This window comes from Halalkalibaculum sp. DA384 (genome assembly GCF_043951955.1).
In the GTDB taxonomy this organism is placed as follows: Bacteria; Bacteroidota; Rhodothermia; order Balneolales; family Balneolaceae; genus JAMQKA01.
In genome coordinates, this window is record NZ_JBINJE010000019.1 from 22,356 (window position 1) to 44,385 (window position 22,030).

The 22,030-nt window shown below is 49.3% G+C and carries 18 protein-coding genes; 5 read left to right on the top strand and 13 right to left on the bottom strand.

Features of this window, described 5'->3' with window-relative positions; translation table 11 throughout:
- Window positions 1-115: 115 nt before the first annotated feature.
- The 3 genes from ACG2E4_RS11700 to ACG2E4_RS11710 all read left to right on the top strand — a co-directional run bounded on the left by ACG2E4_RS11700 (window position 116) and on the right by ACG2E4_RS11710 (window position 3,871).
- Window positions 116-1,414, top strand: a complete 1,299-nt coding sequence (locus ACG2E4_RS11700; protein ID WP_395276707.1) for a pyridoxal phosphate-dependent aminotransferase — start codon at window positions 116-118, stop codon at window positions 1,412-1,414.
- Window positions 1,415-1,725: 311 nt separating this feature from the next.
- Complete coding sequence (locus ACG2E4_RS11705) at window positions 1,726-3,069, top strand: ammonium transporter (protein ID WP_395276674.1); 1,344 nt, start codon at window positions 1,726-1,728, stop codon at window positions 3,067-3,069.
- A gap of 115 nt (window positions 3,070-3,184) precedes the next feature.
- Window positions 3,185-3,871: a TorF family putative porin gene (locus tag ACG2E4_RS11710; RefSeq protein WP_395276675.1), complete on the top strand. Its 687-nt coding sequence runs from the start codon at window positions 3,185-3,187 to the stop codon at window positions 3,869-3,871.
- Between the two features lie 199 nt (window positions 3,872-4,070).
- Here ACG2E4_RS11710 and ACG2E4_RS11715 read toward each other — a convergent pair whose 3' ends face one another.
- From ACG2E4_RS11715 to rimP, 9 genes are all read right to left on the bottom strand, one after another.
- On the bottom strand, window positions 4,071-5,336 hold the full coding sequence (locus tag ACG2E4_RS11715; protein WP_395276676.1) for a M16 family metallopeptidase: 1,266 nt from the start codon (window positions 5,334-5,336) through the stop codon (window positions 4,071-4,073).
- Window positions 5,337-5,480: 144 nt separating this feature from the next.
- Complete coding sequence (gene pnp, locus ACG2E4_RS11720; protein WP_395276677.1) at window positions 5,481-7,613, bottom strand: polyribonucleotide nucleotidyltransferase; 2,133 nt, start codon at window positions 7,611-7,613, stop codon at window positions 5,481-5,483.
- A gap of 140 nt (window positions 7,614-7,753) precedes the next feature.
- The gene (gene rpsO / locus ACG2E4_RS11725) at window positions 7,754-8,023 is read right to left on the bottom strand and encodes a 30S ribosomal protein S15 (protein WP_395261449.1); all 270 of its coding nucleotides are present in this window, start codon (window positions 8,021-8,023) and stop codon (window positions 7,754-7,756) included.
- A gap of 98 nt (window positions 8,024-8,121) precedes the next feature.
- Window positions 8,122-9,060 (bottom strand): bifunctional riboflavin kinase/FAD synthetase, encoded by a 939-nt coding sequence (locus ACG2E4_RS11730; RefSeq protein ID WP_395261448.1) that lies wholly within the window; start codon window positions 9,058-9,060, stop codon window positions 8,122-8,124.
- 2 nt (window positions 9,061-9,062) lie between these two features.
- Window positions 9,063-9,794: a tRNA pseudouridine(55) synthase TruB gene (gene truB / locus ACG2E4_RS11735; protein WP_395261447.1), complete on the bottom strand. Its 732-nt coding sequence runs from the start codon at window positions 9,792-9,794 to the stop codon at window positions 9,063-9,065.
- A gap of 5 nt (window positions 9,795-9,799) precedes the next feature.
- Window positions 9,800-10,174 carry a 30S ribosome-binding factor RbfA gene (gene rbfA / locus ACG2E4_RS11740; RefSeq protein WP_395261446.1) on the bottom strand — a complete coding sequence of 125 codons (375 nt, stop codon included), beginning with the start codon at window positions 10,172-10,174 and terminating at the stop codon, window positions 9,800-9,802.
- Between the two features lie 61 nt (window positions 10,175-10,235).
- Complete coding sequence (gene infB, locus ACG2E4_RS11745) at window positions 10,236-13,175, bottom strand: translation initiation factor IF-2 (protein ID WP_395276678.1); 2,940 nt, start codon at window positions 13,173-13,175, stop codon at window positions 10,236-10,238.
- A gap of 121 nt (window positions 13,176-13,296) precedes the next feature.
- Window positions 13,297-14,553: a transcription termination factor NusA gene (gene nusA, locus ACG2E4_RS11750; protein ID WP_395261444.1), complete on the bottom strand. Its 1,257-nt coding sequence runs from the start codon at window positions 14,551-14,553 to the stop codon at window positions 13,297-13,299.
- A 24-nt stretch (window positions 14,554-14,577) separates the two neighbouring features.
- Window positions 14,578-15,039 carry a ribosome maturation factor RimP gene (rimP, locus tag ACG2E4_RS11755; RefSeq protein ID WP_395276679.1) on the bottom strand — a complete coding sequence of 154 codons (462 nt, stop codon included), beginning with the start codon at window positions 15,037-15,039 and terminating at the stop codon, window positions 14,578-14,580.
- Window positions 15,040-15,914: 875 nt separating this feature from the next.
- Here rimP and ACG2E4_RS11760 point away from each other — a divergent pair.
- Both ACG2E4_RS11760 and ACG2E4_RS11765 read left to right on the top strand, forming a co-directional pair.
- Entirely contained in the window at window positions 15,915-16,436 is a 522-nt protein-coding gene (locus ACG2E4_RS11760) for a DUF192 domain-containing protein (protein WP_395276680.1), read from the top strand.
- A gap of 406 nt (window positions 16,437-16,842) precedes the next feature.
- Window positions 16,843-17,061 (top strand): hypothetical protein, encoded by a 219-nt coding sequence (locus ACG2E4_RS11765; protein ID WP_395261441.1) that lies wholly within the window; start codon window positions 16,843-16,845, stop codon window positions 17,059-17,061.
- On the opposite strand, the gene ACG2E4_RS11770 is transcribed toward ACG2E4_RS11765, so the two are convergent.
- From ACG2E4_RS11770 to ACG2E4_RS11785, 4 genes are all read right to left on the bottom strand, one after another.
- The gene (locus tag ACG2E4_RS11770) at window positions 17,058-17,825 is read right to left on the bottom strand and encodes an SGNH/GDSL hydrolase family protein (RefSeq protein WP_395276681.1); all 768 of its coding nucleotides are present in this window, start codon (window positions 17,823-17,825) and stop codon (window positions 17,058-17,060) included. The two genes, ACG2E4_RS11765 and ACG2E4_RS11770, sit on opposite strands and share 4 nt — an antisense overlap.
- Window positions 17,826-18,075: 250 nt before the next feature.
- Window positions 18,076-19,827 (bottom strand): hypothetical protein, encoded by a 1,752-nt coding sequence (locus ACG2E4_RS11775; protein ID WP_395276682.1) that lies wholly within the window; start codon window positions 19,825-19,827, stop codon window positions 18,076-18,078.
- Window positions 19,828-19,951: 124 nt separating this feature from the next.
- Window positions 19,952-20,500, bottom strand: coding sequence for a GNAT family N-acetyltransferase (locus tag ACG2E4_RS11780; RefSeq protein WP_395276683.1), 549 nt, complete (start codon window positions 20,498-20,500; stop codon window positions 19,952-19,954).
- Between the two features lie 21 nt (window positions 20,501-20,521).
- Window positions 20,522-22,015: a sodium-dependent transporter gene (locus tag ACG2E4_RS11785; RefSeq protein ID WP_395261437.1), complete on the bottom strand. Its 1,494-nt coding sequence runs from the start codon at window positions 22,013-22,015 to the stop codon at window positions 20,522-20,524.
- Window positions 22,016-22,030: the final 15 nt, after the last annotated feature.

Consider the following 22,030-nt stretch of genomic DNA (forward strand, 5'->3'; position numbering starts at 1 on the left):
ATCTTGGAACTTATTTGTATTGTCGATATATGAATTGGAAAACGATTTAAGCAGATATTCAGCTCTAATGGCTTTCAACAAGAATATTGTCCTGGAATCTAAAGAGGACGGAAAATTGCGACGGAGTATTTTACATGACGGATCCGGTCAGCTCACCTACGAGATCCGGGAAATTGTTGCGTTCGCCAATAAAATAAAGGAGCTGGGTGTCTCTATAACGTGGGAAAATATCGGCGACCCCATCAAAAAGGGAGAAAAGCTGCCCCGGTGGATCAAGGATATAATTATTGACCTGGTGGAAGACGACAGCAGCTACAGCTACAGCACCACACAGGGCAATCCCGAAACCCGCCGTTTTCTGGCAGATTTGGTCAACGAGCGTGGAGGCTGCCAGATTACCGAAGATGAAATTATCTTCTTTAACGGACTCGGGGATGCCGTCGGCAAGATATTTGGCTACCTTAAGAGGGAAGCCCGGGTTATCGGCCCCTCTCCTGCCTACTCTACCCACTCCTCGGCTGAAGCGGCCCACTCGGGGTATAAACACCTGACCTACAAACTTGATCCCGATAACAACTGGATGCCGGATATTGAGGATCTCAGAAACAAGGTGAAATACAACGATTCGATTGCCGGTATGCTAATCATCAATCCCGACAATCCCACGGGAGCTGTATATCCCCGGGAGGTGCTGGAGGAGATGGTGGCTATTGCCCGGGAACACCGGTTATTTATGATCTGCGATGAAATATATGCCAACATTATCTACAACGGGTCGGATACCGCTTCCTTGAGCGAGGTAATCGGCGATGTACCCGGCATGGCGCTGCGCGGAATTTCCAAAGAATACCCCTGGCCGGGTGCACGCTGCGGTTGGATCGAGGTCTTCAACCAGGACAAATACCCGGCGTTCCAGACTTATATAAAAACACTGATCAATGCAAAGATGCTGGAGGTCAGCTCCACCAACCTGCCCCAGCTCTCCATTCCCCGGGTGATGGGAGATCCGCGGTACCGAGACCATCTGGAGCAGCGCAAGCAGATGTTCCGCGATCGCGCGCGGCAAGCCTACGAGATCTTTTCAACAGTGGATGGAATCCAGGTTATCAAACCGCAGGGTGCTTTTTACATGACGGTGGTATTTGACGAAGAGATCCTGGACAATACGCAGTACCTTCAGATAGATGATCCCCGTATCCGCGAACTGGTTGAATCCAACGTTCTGGAGGTAAAGCTGGACAAACGATTTGTCTATTACCTGCTCGGGGCCACCGGCATTTGCGTGGTGCCTCTCAGCGGATTTGCCAGCAACAGAAACGGGTTTCGCCTTACTCTCCTGGAAAACGACCCCGATACGCGCACAAAAACCTGGAATACGATCGCCGAAAATATCGAATCCTACCTTTCCTCTTAAATTTTATTCGATTTATTTGTTGACTTCCTAATTTTTTTAGGGGATATTTGCATTCGATTTAAACGAAACAAACAAAATACATCGACGAAAAAGCAGATCTGAGCCCCGTTACAGCATTTTAGGACCGCCCTTCTCTTCTCCTAATTAATTTATGTCGTATAAAACCATTTCCTCAGTTAGTACTGACCAAAGTAAAAATTAATTTATTTTTTTAGTTGACAATTAATTTTAAGCTAAATACTTTAGGAACTGTTTTGAGAGATCAAAACAACTTTAGGTTAAAACTCAATCTCAACTAAACTAACTGGACAATGATTAAATACTGCATACTGATCCTGTCATTTTTATTGACCGGGGTAACAAGTGCATTTGCTGCAGAGTCCGCCGCCCTTCAGGACGCTGTCACGCAAACCAATATTAACTACGTTTGGACTATTCTTGCCGCAATTCTGGTCTTCTTTATGCAGGCCGGGTTTGCACTTTTGGAAGCCGGGTTCTCTCGCTCTAAAAATGCAGTCAACATCATTATGAAAAACTTCATGGATGTTGGTGCAGGCGGATTGGTCTTCTTTATTCTTGGTTTTGGCCTGATGTTCGGTACCACCGCCGGAGGGTGGATCGGTACGGACGGGTTTTTCCTTTCCGGAATTGAAGGTCAAGATCAAACATGGACCTGGGCATTTTTCATTTTTCAGGCCGTATTTGCGGCAACCGCCGCTACAATTGTGTCAGGAGCAGTGGCTGAACGGACGAAATTCACTGGCTATCTTGTCTTTTCGATCCTGATTACAGGTGTAATTTACCCCATTTTCGGGTCTTGGGCCTGGGGTGGTCTGTTTAATGGAAGCGGGTGGTTGGAAAACCTCGGCTTTATCGACTTTGCCGGTTCTACGGTCGTACACTCGGTAGGTGGATGGGCAGCACTCGCTGGTGCCCTGGTCGTGGGACCCCGCGTCGGCAAATATGATGAGAACGGTAATCCCCAGCATATTCCCGGTCACAGTCTGCCTTTTGCCGCTCTTGGAGTGTTTATCCTCTGGTTTGGCTGGTTCGGGTTCAACGCCGGATCTACCACGGCGGGAGATACAAGCATCGCCCTTATCGCCATGAACACGTTCCTTGCAGCCGGTGCCGGTGCCACATTTGCCATGATCGTCACCTGGTTGAAAGATGGAAAGCCGGATGCCCCGATGACGATTAACGGTGTACTTGCCGGACTGGTGGGTATTACCGCTGGTTGTGCAAATCTTAGCCCGGGGTTCGCAATTATTGCCGGGGCCATTGCAGGTATCATCGTTGTGTACGCCTCCGAATGGCTTGAGAAGTTCGTTGACGATCCTGTAGGCGCCATCGCCGTTCACGGAGTTTGTGGTGCATGGGGAACGCTTGCAGCCGGACTTTTTGATACGACGGCCGGACTTTTTGGGACCCAGGGATTCGCTCCCTCTATCATAGGAATCCAGCTGTTGGGTATTGCAGCCGCCTTCTTGTGGACCTTCCCGATTAGCTACGTCCTGTTCAACATTATTAAGTCTACGGTCGGACTTCGCGTCAATGGAAAGCTTGAAGCGAGGGGACTTGACCTCCACGAACACGACAACCGTGCCTACCCTGAATTCGTTGGAAGCGACGAATTTATCGAGGGTGAAATCTAATTCTCACAAAAAAGAAGTCGACGGGAGTTTACTTGGCGGTTACTCCCGCCGGCTTCACATAAATATTCAACCACTGTACTAACCAATGATTAAACATTCTATCACAGGAAATATTATGACTAAGAATACCAACAACAAGTTTTTTAAATATTTATTGACCGGACTTTTTGTAGTTCTTTTTAGCATACAGTTCAAACCGGTTCAGGCACAGGAACTGGACACGGGAGTGGATCTCTACAGCACCTATGTATGGCGTGGTGTTGCGTACTCGGGTCCCTCCATTCAACCATATGTTGAATTCAGTTCCGGAGGATTTGCTCTTGGTGCCTGGGGTTCCCAGGGGATCGACGGCTCGGTAGCGGACGGGACCGTTGGTTTTCAGGAAATGGACCTCTATACCGGCTACACCTTCGATTTCGGATTAAGCCTCGGGGTCACCGACTACTGGTACCCTGGAGCCACTACGCCCTTCTTTGAGGAGGACAGTCACGCCTTTGAATTAAATGGCGGATACACCGTCGGCGATCTCTCCCTCTCTGCAAATTATATTTTCGCGGGAGGTGGATCTGCCGGTGATGACGTCTATTTTGAACTGGGCTATTCTGCCGGTGGAGCCGATCTTTTTGTCGGTGGAGGCGACGGCTGGCACTCCTCGGATGGAGAATTCGATATCGTTAATGTCGGTATCGGCACTTCAAAAGATATCGAGGTTACCGAGAGCCTGACCATTCCGCTCAATGGATCGGTTATCCTGAATCCGGACACCGAACAGCTCTATATCGTTGTTGGAGTGTCTCTATAGACCGTTAAATAACGTTACCTGATGGGAAAATTTTATCATTTTCCCGTTCAACCACGCATCCGCTTGCAGTACTTAACCGTCTGTGGGCGGATGTTTTTTTATATCTCGATTATTTGCCAACCGACCCGGGATTCACAAAAACAGCATTTTTCAGAGCACCCAATCAATTGCGAATTATCCGGCTATAAGGTATCCTCCATCAATCTGCACCTTCAGGTATTAGCAACGCTTCAGAATAGAGTTCTGTATTAAAGAAATTTTCTGCAAAAGCTTTGATCTCCCCCGCTTCCACCTGGTCGATCTCCGCGATCAGCTCATCGATTGTGATATAACGGTTATAATACAGTTCGCTTTTCGCCAACCGAGACATCCTGTTGCTCGTACTTTCCAGCGACAGCACCAGCTTTCCCTTCAACTGCGCCTTGGCTTCCTGCATCTCCTGTCCGCCGATGGTATCCTCCTGTAATTTCCGGAGCTCTTTATCGATTAATTCGCGTACGTGATTCACATATTCCAGGTCGGTTCCCACATAGATTCCAAACAACCCGGTATCCTTGTAGGACTGGTTAAACGTGTTGATTGAGTAGCAGTAGCCAAACTTTTCACGAATATTCTGGTGCAGCCGGGAGCTCATCCCCCCTCCCAGCACGGTATTGGCCAGCAGCAGCCGGTATTTGTCGCGGTGATCGAAATCCAGGCCTCTTCGCCCCACAATCAGGTGGGTTTGCTCGATAGGCTTGGTATAGGTCTGCCGCTGTGGTTCATACTCATTCAGGGGTTGCTCCTGCTCCTTTTTCTCGCGTGCCGGTAACTCCCCGAAGTACCGGCTCACCTCATCCACCACCCGTTCGTGCTCCACGTTGCCGGCAACTGCCACCAGCAGATTCCACGGCTGGTACCGGTCATCCATATAATCGTACAAGTCGCTGCGGTCAAAACTTGATACGGTGTCTTCATAGCCGATCACCGGCCGCCCGAGCGGGTGATCCTTGAACACGCTTCCACTGAACTCCTCAAAGAGGTAGTCATCCGGGCTGTCGCGGTACATTTTCATCTCCTCGATGACTACTTTTTTTTCTTTTTCAATCTCCTCTTTTGGAAATGTGGGATGAAGTACCATATCGGCAAGAACATCCAGGGCGCGATCAAGCTTCGTATTCAGACATCGGGCATAGTAGCAGGTATATTCTGATGAGGTGAATGCATTCAGATACCCGCCCACCGATTCCATGCTCATCGCTATATCATACGAAGAGCGGCTTTCCGTACCTTTGAACAGCATATGCTCCAAAAAATGGGTAATCCCCGCCTGGGCGGCGGTCTCGTTTCTGCTCCCCGTTTTGACCCAGATGCCGGCAGTAACGCTTTTTACGCTTTCGATATTTTCAGTAACGATCGTCAGGCCGTTATCAAGATCTGTTTTTTCAACAAAATCAATTTCATTCACATTGCGCATTGAGGTCATAATAAATCTCTACTTATTCTCTACTCTGTTTTTTTAATGATTTACCGTCTGTGCAGTGGCATTTAATTTATAAAAAAAGCCGTTCTTTCTGAGATCAGAAAGAACGGCATCCGTTTTAGGTGTGAAATTAACTAAACAAAAAGCTTACTCTTCATCGCCGTTTTCAGGAATCAGTGCTTTCCTGGACAGTCTGAGTTTACCGCCCCGTTCTACTTTGAGCAGCTTTACGTCGAGCTCGTCACCGACAGAAAGCACATCACTTACATTTTTGACATGAGAGTGATTGATCTCAGAGACATGAAGCAGCCCATCTTTTCCAGGTACAATCTCAACAAAAGCGCCGTAATCTTTGATCGCCTTCACCGTACCGTGGTAAATAGCTCCCTCTTCGAGGTCACCGAGGATCTCCTTGATACGTTTCTGGCAGGTCTCGGCCTTCTCAAGGCTGTCGGCGGAGATGGTAATCAGTCCCTTGCCGCGCTCTTCATCTTCCTCCACGTGAATTTCCGTGTCGGTTTCGCGCTGCAGACCCTGAATCACTTTGCCTCCCGGCCCAATAACGGCCCCGATGTCATCGGCATCGATCTCCATTTTGAGCAGTTGCGGTGCAAAGCGCGAAAGCTGCTCGCGGGGTTCGCTGATGGTCTCACTCATTTTATCCAGAATATGGAGGCGTCCAACCCGCGCTTGCTCCAGTGCACGCTCGAGTACTTCAAATGAGATGCCCTGCACCTTCATATCCATTTGAGTGGCAGTAATCCCCTCGTGGGTCCCTGCCGTTTTAAAGTCCATATCGCCCATAAAGTCCTCTTCACCACGAATATCAGAGAGAACAACCGCATTATCATCATCCCCAACGATCATTCCCATGGCGATGCCGGCCACCGGCTTTTTGATAGGTACACCCGCATCCATCAGGGCCATCGAGCCGCCACAAACAGAGGCCATCGACGAGGAACCGTTGGATTCGAGAATGTCAGATATTACGCGGATGACATAGCCAAATTCATCAAACGAGGGCATCATTTTCTTTAATGCGCGCTCTGCAAGGTGACCGTGGCCGATTTCACGCCGTCCCGGTCCCCGCAGAAATGCCGTTTCACCCACGCTGAACGGGGGAAAATTGTAATGCAGGAAGAAATGTTTGGCCTCTTCGTTAAACAGCGTATCTACGGCCTGCTCATCTTTCTTGCTGCCCAGGGTTACCGAAACCAGCGACTGGGTCTCTCCCCGTGTAAAGATCGCCGAACCATGTGTTCGGGCCATATATCCCACTTCCGTCCAAATATCGCGGATATCTTCCGGGCTGCGACCGTCAATTCTGCGTTTTTCATTTAGTATCAGTCCGCGGAGTTCCTCTTTTTCAATATCCTTGCAGATATTGCGGATCGTATCTTCCTCTTCGGCCAGCTCTTCATCTTCTTCCACCAGCTTGTCAACCGTTTCATCTTTAACCGCCTTCAGCCGGTCGCTGTACTCCTCTTTTCCAAGTCCGGTGGTGACGATATCGTGAATTTCCGGCTGAGCCAGTTCGCAAACCCTGTTCTTGAGCTCTTCATCGACCTCTTCCGGCTCAAACGAACGCTTGGGTACGCCAAACTCCTCGCGCAGCTGTTCCTGGAACTCGCACAATTTTTGAATAGCTTCATGCCCGGCTTTGATCGCTTCGAGCATTTCCGCCTCGGAGATCTCCTCCATCTCCCCCTCCATCATAATAACGCTGTCGGCTGTACCGCCAACGATCATGTCGATGTCACTTTCTTCCAGTTCGGAGATCGTGGGATTGATGACAAACTCTCCGTCGATGCGGCCTACTCTCACTTCCGCCATGGGCCCGCCTTCAAACGGGATGTCGGAAATATGCAGTGCTGCCGAAGCTCCTACCGCACCAAGCACGTCACCATCATTTTCGCCATCTGAGGAGATTACCGTACAGATAATCTGGGTTTCATTGTAATACCCATTGGGAAACAGGGGGCGAATAGAGCGATCGATCAGTCGGCTGGACAGGATCTCCTTGTCTGAAGGCCGCCCCTCGCGTTTGATAAATCCACCGGGAAATCGTCCGCCGGCCGAGAAGCTCTCCCGGAGATCAACCGTTAGCGGGAAAAAGTCCTGTCCCGGTTTTGCTTCCTTGGCACTTACAGCGGTACACAAGACCATTGTGTCGCCCATACGTACTACAACTGCACCATCTGCCTGTTTGGCTAAGCGGCCTGTCTCTATTGACAGTGTCTTACCGGGTGCAAACTCAATATTTTTTACTTTTTGTTCCATAATTTTATCTGCGTCAAAAATTCAAACTAACATGTTTAAAGGCCTTTTCTAACCTGCCGCCGGGGCAAAACCATATATAGTTGCTGGCCATACATAGAAAAAAGGCACGTTGAAACAACGTGCCCCGGCTTTGAAGAAAATTATTTTCTGAGTCCAAGTTCGCTGATTAGCTCACGATACTTTTCAATATCCTTCTTTTTCAGGTAGTTAAGCAGGCGACGCCGCTTTCCCACCATCTGAAGCAATCCACGTCTGGAGGCGTGATCCTGCTCATTCTCTTTCAGGTGCTCGGTCAGTTGGCTGATTCGTTCAGTGAATACGGCAATTTGCGCTTCGGTTGAGCCCGTATTCTCCTTGGAACCGCCGAACTTTTCTATAATCTCTTCTTTTCGTTCTTTCGTTATTGACATCTGCTAGTAATTCTTAATTATTCAGTCGTTAAGGATAGATACTTTTACCTCAATATTAGCCAACAAAGATAAACTATATACAGATCGTTTGCAATATTTCAGGCATTCTTTAATATGGCAATCGATTGTTCCTTGTCCTTTCCAAGCTGGGTTATTAATTCCTCCACCCCGTTGAATTTTGTTTCATTCCTGATCCGCTTTACAAACCGTATCTGGATGGTCTTGCCGTAGATCTCCTTGTCAAATTCAAAAATATTGACCTCAAGGGTTCGTTTATCCTCCCCGTTGAATGTGGGACGGGTCCCGATGTTCATCATTCCGCCATACCACGTTCCCTCCACGCGCACTTTTACGGCGTAAACCCCGTCTCTCGGAATGATCTTGTTGGGATGCTCCGGCTTTATATTCGCGGTGGGATAGCCGATCTCTTTCCCGCGCTTGTCTCCGTGGATTACGGTGCCATTCAGCATATAATAGCGTCCCAGAAGGTCCGTCGCCAGCTCTATGTCCCCATCCTCGCTGATAGCGCGCCGTATGGCCGTGCTGCTTACCGTTTTATCGCCGACCTCCTGTTTGGAGACTACATAGGCATCGAAACCGAGCCGGTTACCCAATTTTTCGATGGTCTCAATGGTTCCCTCCCGGTTGCGGCCAAAATGGTGATCATAACCGATGACGAATTCTCCTACTCCGATCTTCTTGTAGACAATATCTTCAACAAATTCTTCGGAACTCAGCAGGGAAAAATCGCGGTCAAATGGAATGACGACCATCTTGTCGATGCCCAGGTCCTCCAGTATCTCGCGGCGTTCCTGAAGCGTCGTCAAAAGCTTGATTCCCTTTTCGCCGGGACTTATGATTTCTCTCGGATGCGGGTCAAAGGTCACGATAACACTGCGGGCGTTTCTTTTTTCGGCCTTCTTCAGGACGGTCTCCATAAGAACCCGGTGGCCTTTATGCACCCCGTCAAAAGTACCCACGGTTACCACCGAATTTAGATCACGTTCCACATTTTCCAGGAATACGAGTTCTGCCATAGTTATGATAATTCCATGTTGCCAAGTTCATCAATTGTAAGTGCATCGCTATTTGAATAGTCGCCGATAGCTGTTCGTTCCAGTGCGGAAAGGTACGCCAGACTCTCCAGGTAGATGCCCAGATCGTGAGCCATTGAGCGGATGTAGGTCCCCTTTCCACACCGAATTCTCAGTTTCAGCACCGGAAGATTGAAGTCGAGGATTTCGGTTTGATGGATCGTGACCTGCCGGGCATGGCGTTTCACCTCTTTTCCCTCCCTGGCCAGCTCGTAGAGCGGCTTTCCCCCGTACTTGAGAGCCGAATACATCGGGGGGACCTGCTCGATGGTGCCTGAAAAATGAGTTTGGAGTATTTTCTCGATGCGCTGCCGGGTAATATGTTCGTACGGTGCCGTTTTTTCGATATCGGTTTCAGCATCGTAACTGGGGGTAGAGCCACCGAAAGTGATCTCAGCGGTATACACTTTTTCCAGGCGCTGCAGCTGCTGAATACTTTTGGTCGCCTTGCCACAGCACACAATCAGCAAACCCGTTGCCATCGGATCGAGGGTACCGGCGTGGCCGACCTTTTTAACATCCAGCGCTTTGCGTAGATATTTAACCACATCGAAACTGGTCCACCCTTTCGGCTTATTGACAAGAAAAGCAGCCCCGGAATTATAATGATAGGACGAGGTGGGAGGATTAGATTTTGAAAAAAAGGTGAGCTTGGAAAGCGGAATACCTCTGCCCATGACCCCTATTCCTGTTGATCATTATTACGTTGCTCGCGCTCACGTCGAATTTTTTCAAACAGATTCTCCATTTTGTTTACATAGTCGGCGGTTTCATCTTTCACAAAATTCAGTTCCGGAATTTTACGAACCTGGTGGCGAATTTTCGATGCCAGTTCCTTCCGTATGGCCGGCAGGTGTTCCTCAAGATGATGGTAGATCGCATCCTCATCCCGCCCGGGCGCATAAATACTGATAAACACTTTGGCTATCATCAGGTCTTCCGTCATACGTACGGCTGTAACCGTGATAAACGTGCCGGGTTTCTGGTACTGCCGTTGAATGATATTCCCGAGATCACGTTGTATTACCGCTCCCAGCCGTTCAGTTCGAATACTCATTGGTGAATTTATTTTTTTTAGAAAAGCTTATCCGTGGGGTAAAACCCGGACCCTGCACCGATCAGCTGCTTTTGCGGGCATCTTCCAAGGTTCGTTTCTCTTCGACAACCGCGTAGTTTTCGATGACGTCTCCGACCTTAAGATCGTTGTAGTTGACGATGCTGATACCGCACTCATAGCCGGTCTGCACCTCTTTTACATCTTCCTTAAATCGCTTAAGCGAGTCGATCTCACCGTCATAGATAACGACACCGTCACGAACAATCCGCACCGGGTTGTTTCTGACAATCTTGCCATCGGTTACGTAACAGCCTGCGATGGTTCCGACGCTGGAGACTTTAAAGATTTCCCGGACCTCAGCATTTCCGACAAGTTTTTCAGAAATTTCAGGCGACAACAGCCCTTCCATCGCATCCTTGACTTCTTCAACGGCATCATAGATAACGCTGAACAGCCTGATGTCGATCTCTTCCTGTTCGGCAACACTGCGTGCATTCGAGGTTGGCCGCACCTGGAATCCAATGATAATAGCATCGGAAGCGGAGGCGAGCAGAACATCAGATTCGGTAATAGCGCCCGCCCCGGTATGGATAATATTGATTCCCACCTCTTCGGTACTCAATTTTTGGAGGGACCCGGAGAGCGCTTCAATAGAACCGTCCACGTCAGCCTTGATAATAATGTTGAGTTCAGAAACCTCGCCAAGCGCCATTCGCCGCGACAAGTCGTCGAGCGTAAGATGTTTGGTCTTGCGAAGCTCCTGCTCCCGCTTGATCTGCTGGCGCTGATTGGCGATCTCTTTTGCTGTTTTTTCATCCTTCGTAGCCACCAGCTTATCCCCGGCCTGCGGGATGTCATCAAAGCCCATCAACTGGATAGGGGTAGAAGGACCGGCATGCTCCACGCGCGCTCCGTGCTCATCTTCCATGGCGCGTACACGACCGAAGCAGGGCCCGGCAATGAACGGATCCCCCACATTGAGGGTGCCGTTTTGTATCAGGACGTTGGCCACTGTTCCTTTTCCTTTGTCGACCCTGGATTCCAGAACCACGCCATCAGCCCGGCGATCCGGGTTTGCTTTCAGCTCCATCAGCTCAGCTTCGATGAGTACCTTCTCCAGCAGGTCGTCGATGCCTTCGCCGGTTTTGGCTGACACCAGTGCCGCCTGGTTGGTACCGCCGTATTCCTCGACAATCACATCATGTTCTGCCAGCTGCTGCTTGATCTTATCTGGATTGGCCCCCGGTTTATCCATTTTGTTGATAGCGACAATGATAGATACACCAGCCGCTTTCGCATGGTTAATAGCCTCGATCGTCTGCGGCATCACGGCATCGTCCGCCGCAACAACAAGAATAACAATGTCGGTGGCTTGCGCCCCGCGAGATCGCATCGCGGTAAAGGCCTCGTGACCCGGCGTATCCAGGAAGGTGATCTTGCGCCCGTCATCAGTCTGAATTTCGTAGGCACCCACGTGCTGGGTAATACCGCCGGCCTCGCCTTCGGCCACCTTGGCCTTCCGGATATAATCGAGCAGCGAAGTTTTACCGTGATCGACATGCCCCATCACGGTAATAATGGGAGCCCGGGGTTCAAGATCTTCCGGGTCATCCTCTTCAAGTTCAATTTCTTCGATCATCTCATCGGCGTCGACAAACTCCACTTCCTTGTCATACTCTTCGGCGACAAGTTCAATGGTGCTGGCATCCAGGCGCTGGTTGATAGAGACCATCATGCCGAGATTCATGCAGGTGGTGATCACGTCATTTGCTTTTACTCCCAGCAGGTCGGCAAGATCACTTACGGTAACAAATTCGGTAACTTCAATTGTGTCCGCTTCCAGCTCTTCAAGTTCGGCCTGCAGCTGTTCTTCCTCCTCACGCTCCTCGCGGCGTTGACGACGTCTCTTCTGCCGTTTACTGCCTACCGTTTCGGAGGATTTCATCTTCTGCATGGTCTCGCGCAGCTTCTTCTCTACATCGTCCTCATCAACGCGATCTCTGCGACGGCTTCTCTTCTTTTTACTCTTCTTATCCTTCTTCTTTTTCTTGTCCTTACGCCCTTTGGATGACTCATCGTCATCATCGTAACGGTCTTTTTTGCGCTTCCTTTTTTTCCTGCGCTTGCCAGAGCTCTTGGAACCCAGGTTTACTTTTCCAACGACCCGCGTTCCTTTCAGCCGACCCGCCCGGCCTCGTATTATTCCCTCTTCGTCTTCCTCCTCGTCCTCCTCTTCTTCACTTTCATCTTCATCCTCGTCGTACTCTTCATCATACTCGTCCTCGTCCTGATCGCCGGCCTCAGCTTCCGTATCAGTTTCATCATCTTCATCGCCGGTATCTTCATCTTCGTCTTCGGCTGCTGTTATTTCAGGCTTTTGATCTTCAGCGACCGTTTTTTCAGGCTTCTCTTCTTTTTCTTCCAGTTCTTTGGCCGACACTTCTTCGGCAGGCTCGGCTTCCGTTTTATCCTCTTTCTCCTCTTCTTTTGCAGTCTCCTGGACTTCAGATTCAGCCTTACCCTCTTCCTGCTCTTTTTCATCATCGGGCTGGCCGGATCGGGCCTCGACCTTCTCCTCTTCAATATCTTCGTCTGCTTCTTCCTGAACCGCTTCAACGTCCTCCTGCTCCTCATCGTCGTCTTGAGGCTTGAGACCGGCTATCGGCTCCTCTTCAACTTCTTCATCTTCAGGTTCAAGCGGAAGGTCTTCGTCAATAGGTTCGAGAAAATCCTCGATGGAAACGCTTTCATTCCGGCTGGCCTTAATCTGCTCACGCCGGCTTTCATACGCCTCTCGCGCTTTTTCATGCTCCCTGCTGCGTTCCTTGTCGGCCCCATACACCTCTATCAACACCTCGTACATTTCAGAGGTGATTTTGAAGTTTGGCTTGTTGTCAACTTTAAAGTCCTCTTCCCTGAGCGTATCTACGATAGACTGCGTAGACACATTAAATTCCGAGGCTACTTTAAAAAGCTTTTTTGGCTTGTTGTTTTTGGTCATAAAAATATTTTATCGATATACCTGAGTAGCTCCGTAAGATATTCAGATATAAAGTGTATTTAAAGTAATTTAGAAAAAAGTATTCACCTGTTTTCAAATACCGACGAGGGAGAGTTACAGGCTATTCCTCATCTTCAAACTCATAGGCGATAATATCAATAATACGCTCGGCCTCCTGTTCATTTATTTTTCCCTCCGTGCGCCGGACAATCTCCTCCTCGTCCAGTTCAAGTACGGCACGGGCGGTATCGCATCCGATATCGTGGAGCAATTCGATCACCTGCGGACCAAAGTCGATTTCAAATTCCTGCAGATCGATGTCATCCTCCTCTTCCACTTCACGGTAGACATCAATTTCTGTGTCGGTCAGTTTGGAAGCCAGCCTTATGTTAACGCCCCCCTTGCCGATCGCCTTCGACACCTCGTCGGCCGGCACCAGAACATCAGCGTGCGAGCCGTCGGAGCTTAATTCCACACGCAGAACCTTGGCCGGCTGCAGGGCCCGCTTGATGAATTCGTGCTTGTCGTCAGTATAATTTATCACATCAATATTCTCATTTTGCAACTCGCGGACGATCGCATGGATCCGGATCCCCTTCATGCCCACGCAGGCGCCCACCGGGTCAACCCGTTCGTCGTGCGAGCGCACCGCCACTTTTGAACGGTCTCCGGGCTCGCGGGCGATCTCCACCAGCTCAATTATTCCGTCATATACTTCCGGAATCTCATTTTCAAACAGGCGCTCCAAAAACAGCGGGGATGTTCGGGAAATAATAACCGCCGGGGTTCCTCCCTGCCGACGAACCTCCTTGACCACCGCCCGGATCGTATCTCCCTTGCGGTACCGGTCTTTGTAAATCTGTTCACTTTTGGGAAGCACCAGCTCCACCCCGTTGTGATTGACCAGGATCTCCTTGTTGCGCACCTGGTATACGTCACCGAGCACAATTTCTCCGACCCGATCGCTGTACTCCTCAAAAATATTGTCCTTTTCAATCTCCCGGATCCGCTGGGCCAGCTGCTGGCGGGCCATCATTACCGCCCGGCGGCCGAAGTCCTGGATTGAAATTTCCTGGGCAAACTCATCATAGAGTTCGAGATCTGGATCGTGTTTTTGAGCCTCTTCAAGAGTGATTTCGGTAACTTCGTTGGTGAACTCCTCCCTGGGCACCACCTCGCGGATGTGAAGAATCTGGATATCGCCTCGGTCGGCGTTGATGATCACCTCGAACGCGTCATCATTCTCATTGTATTTTTTCCGAATCATGGTCCGGAATACATCTTCCAGGATGGAGAGCAAAAGATCCTTGTCGATATCTTTATCTTTTGCGATCTCGGCAAATGACTGTACAATCTGTTTTGAAATATCGTTGTCCATGTATTTAGCTCCTCACTCTAATCTCTAATTAATCGATGGAATGATCTTGGTTTCTACCAGTTGATCAAACCCGATGGCCTGGGTTGAGCCATCTTCTTTCTCAACAAAAATAGATGTTTCATCAATTTCCCGGAGAATCCCTTCCACCTTACGGTATTCTCCATCTGATTTGTATTTAATCCGTGCCTTTCTTCCCCTGTTTTTGGGATACTGGCGCCGATCCGTCAACGGGCGGCTCAACCCGGGGGAAGAGACATTCAGGCGATACTTTCCATTTATAAGTTCGTGTGCATCCAGTAAAAAACTCAGTTCGTTACTTATTTCTGCGCACTCATCCATATTGACACCGCGATCTTCGGCATCAATATAGACCCAGATTATGGTTTCATTTCCGCCTTTTACCTCGGCATCCACCAAAAAGAAATCGGTTCTTTCAAGAACCGACTGGGCCAACTCTTTCAGTTGTGCAATAACCTCGTTTGTCACCGTTCTTCGAGCTTTAAGTACAAAAAAAAGTGAGAACCTCCCGGCGCTCACTTAAATGGAACGTAAGATACCCTGAAAATGGCTAAATTACAACTACGACCCCACCTGGCCGCTCCGCCTCAATACTGAAGGATCTCAGCAATTCTGCCAAAAGTGATTTCAGTCGAGCTCCGGGCCCGCGGTTTAAACCGCAGAGCCAAAACCGGGGCCGGGGGTGGCAACAAGCTTCCATATATACAAATTGCCGGGATATCTGCGTCGCACAACCATTTAATCTTCCTGCTCCACTCTAACCCCGGCTTCAATTTTGACAGAATGCTTTGGAAAATCAGGATTTTGTACAATACCACAGCCCGAGCGCATTCGAAATCGCAGTTTATGCCTCATAAATAAGAATTTCGAATATGCGAAAATACCGGAATTGGGAAACAACGGGTTTACAAAGGTCTCTTGACAGGTGCAAAGCCTGTTTAAATCATCCCTGAATATTTTTTATTGATTTAGGGCCGGGAATAGCTAATTTGTACACCTCGTTAGCTGTAAGACGTACTCTGAATTAGTGAATTGCTGAATTTCAGTTAGTATACTATACGGATGAAAAGGTCAGGATTTTCTCTCATTTTAGATTGCCCCGGTTCGGGAGCTTTGCAAAGTCCGCCTTTACAAGGGGTGCTGAATTCCGGATCATCTCAACCCTTGTTGCCAACGAAATGAAAAATACGGAACACTTTTAAGGTGACAGGTATGAGATAGGTGATGTGCAAAAAACCATCTATTTCTCTCCTGTTAAGTAGCAGCACAGGGACCTTCTGATTATCCGGATTAATGCACCCAATATGTTTTAAATGAATTCAAAATACGACTGATACACCGCCATGATTATTAGCTTGATCAGCAGGATGCGGTCTTTCTGCCCGCCCGTCCTCAAAAAAATGCCTCTGCTTCTGTTTCCTTTACTGATGCTGGGATGCCAGTCCCAAAAGTCGGACCGTTCAAACGAATCTCAACAACGGGGACGTACCCTCGATTATACCCGTCAGGTTACCTTTCTGAGCTCATCAGGCGAATCCATTGTCACCGTTGATGTGGCCGTGGCCGACAATGACGCTGAACGCAGCGCCGGTTTAATGGATGTAAACCAGTTGCCGAAAAACAAGGGCATGCTGTTCATCTTTGACAACGAAGAGCCGCGCAGCTTTTGGATGGCAAACACCCCGCTTTCTCTGGATATTATTTTTATTAACGAGAAAATGGAGATTGTCCGTATCCATCACAACACCCAGCCGTTTACTGAAAACAATTTTGTGTCAGAAGAACCGGCCAAATATGTGGTAGAGGTCAACGGTGGCTTCTGTGTAGCTCATGATATCCAGGAAGGGATGAGCATTACGTTTTGACAGCGGGCATTCCAAGAGAGCCGTTAAGAGGACCAATGCAAACCCTTAGCCCGGATTTCTCACGAGTATGTTGGATAAACATCATGTAACTTCATGGATGACCATAACTTATCCCATTTCTTACTGCCCAATTATCATTACAGTCTGTGATAGGCGGCGAAAGTGGCCTTTCAGCTGCGTTGAAGGACAAATCACCGGCTCAACGTACCAACGTACGCCTGCACGGCCCTTTGCCTTGCTGAAAAACAAATTTCTCGGTGATAAATCCGGGTTAGTTCCTCGTTCTCAGGGAATTCTACTCCCGCTTAAAGGGTAATAAGGTCGGTGGTAAAACCACCTCCAACAAAATAGCAGTCCTGTGAAGATCCCTTTCATTCACTACCTGCCAAAACTTGTACTTTACTGGATGGAGACAAATCAGATCCCCGGTTTCGATTCATTTCCCCGCCAGTTCCAGAGAGACTTTTTCCTGCTTGCTTCTTTAACGAGGCTTGAGCAGCGAGTTCCTCTGGAGAAGGAGGAAGGAGAATTTACTCACAGGACAATAGTCCGGGTATCATTCTTCGAAATAAAAATGGGAGATTTAACCGGTAAACGCGTTTCAAACCAAATAAGAAGGCCTTAAAGCCTCTTTACCGTCTCCAGCCACGCCTGGGCCATCAATTCAGCGCCCGCCATTGTAGGATGAACGCCGTCGGCAGTCCAGTAGACAGGTTCCACCTGGCTGGATGCGGAGTCGAAGACCTGCTGGTAAGGGATGAATGCCGCCCCAAACTGGTCGGCCACCTGACGTGCCACCTGCTGGTATGCGCTGAAGTCGGGGAACCAGCGGTCATCCACGGCTGTGCCCTCGTCCACAACAAAAGGCTCACCGATAACCAATGTCACATTCGGCAGATCCTGTTTAGTTCGTTCCAGAAGAGCTTTTAAGTCATTTTCATAGATTTCTACTGTTCCGTCGTAGTCGTTCAGGGTATGCCAAAAATCGTTCACGCCGATCAAAATGCTCACCAGGTCCGGCTTTAGGTCCAGGCAGTCTTCCTGCCAGCGGTCAGCCAGCTGAAAAACTTTATTCCCGCTGATGCCCCGGTTGTAACACCGTAATTTTTTTGCCGCCATCGCGTAACGAAGTTCGGCTGCTGCAAGGAATGCATACCCGTGCCCGAGGGCCCCGGGATGGTTGGGAGCATCATTCTCCCTCTCTCGCCCCGCATCGGTAATGGAATCACCCTGGAACAGGATCGTTGCTCCGTCAGGCAGGCCGATATCAGAAGCTTGGACATCCGGGGTGCCACGGGAGCTCCAGAGCATTGATCCCATCCCCATTGCTACAACTGTTGCGGATGTAATGTTTTCTAAAAAGCTGCGACGTGTGTATTTATTTGTCATAGTATAGATAAAATAACTGTGTTAGCGAGTTTGGATTACCAAATGTATTACATTTTTTGAATCAAAACCCAATACTGCGGCACCTGTATGAAAGTCTGTCGAGCAGGGTTTATCCCGGATTTAGGTGTCTTGTGAATGGAAGTGTGCTTATTGTCTCCTCAACATTTGCAGTATAGCAATGTAATGGATCCTGCCCGGGTTCCGGGTTGTAATCCCGGGCAGGTCCTCTTTTAGAATGAAATTTCATTGCTTAGAGTACGGATGAGGCTATGTCAATATCGGCCTGGGCCCAGGCGCGGTCAAATTCCTGTTTGACTTTTTGGGCTTCCTCATCCCTGTTTTGTGCTTTCAGGCTTTGGTAAAGTCCCATGAGAGACCAGCCGTTATTCTTCAGTTTATCAAGGTCCTCTCGATACACCTGCTCAGCGTCGGCGGCCCGTCCTGCTTTCAGCAGCACGGCTCCCAGCGTCTGTCGAACGGGGATGTGCCAGGCAGCAGGTTCGCTATACACAAGCATATCTTCGAACTCAACTCCCTCCTCAAGCAACCGAATCGCCTCATCATAATTTCCGGTGGCTGCTTCAATTTCACCAGCTACCACACGCTGGGCCACTTTTACTATGCTCGATGTGGGATTGGTGTAATTTGCCACCAGTGACTCCAGCTCGGGATCCTCCATCAACATGTTAAGAGCCCTCAGCTCCTCTTCTGCTTCTTTTATATTTCCCTTCCGGACAAAAGCGACGCCCCGCGCGTAGTGCCAAACAACCAAGTTGTGCTTGTAGGGGCTGGGATCGGGAATTGTCAGAATATCATTCCACCTTCCGAAACGAAGGTAAGCCAATAGCGGTGTGGAATAGTAATCCTGCAAGAACGCCAGCGTATTGAGCATGCCAACCGGGACCTTCTCAGCTGTTTTCCGGGCTGCTTCAATTGCGGTTTCACTGTTTCCCAGAAAGCTTGCGGCCGACCATAAAAAGTGGATATTATGCGGGAAATAGCCAAGCGGGTACATTCCCTGGGAGTAACACTGCGAAATGTAATCTTCGTCAGCAGCGATGGCTGCAATGTTGGCTTTTGCCGCATCTTCATAGCGGCCCACCCTGATAAAAATGTGTGACGGCATATGCACCAGGTGACCCGCGGCGGGCATCAATCCGCCCAGCACTTCGGCACTGGACACGGCCAATTCCGGCTGCGGAAGTTCGACCATGTGAATGTAAAAATGATGAGCGCCGGGGTGACGCGGATTCAGTTTGATCGCGGTTTCCAGGGCCTCCTTTGCCTCAAGTGTACCGGGGTTGGGGTTTCCCTCGTTATCCCAATAGTTCCAGGGCATGGTATTCATCACCGACTCCGCAAAAAGAGTAAGCAGGTCGGGATCTTCCGGGTAAGATTCGGCGACCTCCCGCATCGCCTGCATGTAGGCCATGTTCAGGGTATGGAGGTCGGACTGCAGCTCGGGACTGGTCCGCTCTGCCAGGGCCAAAATCAGCGCCTGTTCCTTTTCATTGGCCTTGTCGATCAGGGCGATCGCCTGCTGGATGGCGTGGTAGGCGTTGGTTTTGCGCTGATCATCCGGGAAGGGATCATTAATATTGGGTCCCAATGCATACGCCTGTCCCCAGTGCGCCATCGCAAGGCCGGGGTCCAGCCGGGCCGCTTCGGTAAAGGAACGGTGGGCCTCCGCGTGGTTAAAGGCATAAGCAAGCTTTAACCCCTGGTCAAAATAGGCCTGGGCCAGGTCGTTATTCGTGGAAACCGGGTAATGGTGATCACCCAGATTATCAAACAGCGGAGCCAGCGGCTCGGTGGAGGGTTCAGTGTCATATTGAAACGTGACGGCTGTTCCCTTGTCTACCTTGCTATCCAGCGAAACAAACGCGGCTTTGGCAAGGTCTGCCAGTTCATTGCGACTGGTGCCCTCTTCTGTACAGCTATAAAAAACAACAGAAGAAATCGTTACCATACATAGTATTAGTAAACCAACTTCCTTTTTCATGATATGTGGATATGATTAGTGGTAAAAGAAGTGCTCTTTTCAGGCTTGTATTATACTGTTTTTACTATACTTAAGCCACTGAATTAAGTTCCTGAAACTGATTTTGTCTATCAAATTCGTACTGCTACTTTCTGGTGTATTCGCTCTTGGTCAGGCGGTATTGAAGGACGGTACAATACCGGTCGCCTTTTTTAATATGGTCTGCAAGCGTGCCCTCTTTAACCATCCCGTTTTTAGTCATTACCCGTCCTGAAGCGGGATTCTTTACCAGGTGGATCGCGTAAATTTTATTAAGGTTTATTTCATTAAATCCAAATTCTAGTATCGCTCCCACGGCCTCAGTAGCGTATCCGTTTCCCCAGAATGGAACACCGATCCAAAATCCCAGCTCTGCACGGTTAAACCGGGGGTTAACTTCCAATCCCGCTGCACCAATGAAGGCGTCATCGGCCAGTTTGCAGATTGCAAACAGATACTTTGATCGATCTTCAAAGCCCTTGTTGGCCATATGCACCCACGATATTGCATCTTTTTCCCTGTATGGATAGGGAATACTGAGCGTCATCTCTGAAATACGGAGATGATTAGCGTATTTTGTAATGCATGGGATATCCCCAGCGTTGGGCTTTCTCAGGCGAATTCTGTTTGTTTCTATAAGAGGGAAAGAATCCATACCACCGGGCGTAATTTGTCTTTATTTTGACCTCCGGGATAATTTCTTGTTATAAAACCAGAGTAATCCCATGGCGACGCCCCACTGCAGGACAACGGTAGCAACAGAAAATGAGCTAAGTGGATTGTACCAGCTCTCGGGAGCATATGTTGAAGCGCTCAAATAGATCCACCATACCAGCAGGGATACCACCTCTACCGGTACCACATATTTGATAACCACCTCCCACCATGCCCCCAGCGTGTATCTCCTGTTGTCGGTATTGACCAGGGTATTGCGAAATTTTGCAGGATCAAATTTTATGATGGCAAATGACATAAACGCCCCGGAAACCATCAGTCCGACTCCCCAGACAAAATCCTGGTTTGCAAGGAAATCGACCGAGATAGCCGAGGGCAAACCAAACAAAAATCCCGTCGTGCATACCGCAACCGTTGCTTTGGTTCTCTGCAATCCCAGGTCAACCAGAACACGGCTGGCCAGCTCAATCATGGAGATCAGCGAGCTGAAGGCCGCAAAAGTGAGTCCCAGAAAGAACAATATGGCAAAAACAGTTCCCGCCGGCATCTTGAAAAAGAGCTGTGGCATCCAGATAAACGTCAGCCCGGTGGAAGCCGGACCCGAGGTTTTCATCACATTGAGAATCTCCCCGTTGGTCATCTGGGGTGAGAGCGTACCAAAAACCGTTGTAAATATGATAACGGCGGCCACCAGCGAAACGAGGTTGTTCCCGATCCCTGTCTGAAAGGCGCTGACCGTGATATCATCCCGCTTTCGCATGTAGGCGGCATAGGTTAGGATAAGTCCCCAGGCGGCCCCGGTATCCCACGCATTTTGCGTGAGAGCCTCCAGCCACAGTTCTGGTTTGCCCAGAGTAGACCAGTCGGGCGTAAAAAGATATTGCAGACCGGCTTCGCTGCCCGGCAGCATCAGGGATCGTACCAGAGAAACAATGAGTACCAAAAGCAATGAGGGGATTAAAACTTTATTTATTCGCTCGATTGATGCAATCCCCTTTACTACCACATACCCTCCGCCGGTGATCATAAGAGCATGCATCACCAGGGGCAGCAGGGAGTCCTGGAACCCCTCCCACATCATGTCGGCATGGACCATTGTCTCGGGCAGACCCGCGGTGATGGAGGCAATCAGGTAGTACAGGCACCACCCGGCGACAACGCTGTAATAGAACATGATTGCGGTAGCCACAAAGCCGATAAATCCTCCCATCCAGCCAAATCTTTCTCCCACAAGATTCACAAATGAACCTATAACCCCTTTGCGCCCGTGCCGCCCAATTCCGTATTCAGCAATAATAAGCGGAATAGAAAACAGGAACAGAAAACAGACCCACGCAATAAGAAACGCCCCTGCCCCCTCCTGACCCCCATTTTGCGCCGCAATCCGCGGGAATCGCCAGATGTTACCGGTGCCAACGGCAATGCCCAGTACACTCAGGATAAGTCCCAGCTTCGAGGAAAAGAGTTCATTTTTACCCGATGTTGTTGATGGCATGTGATAATTATTATC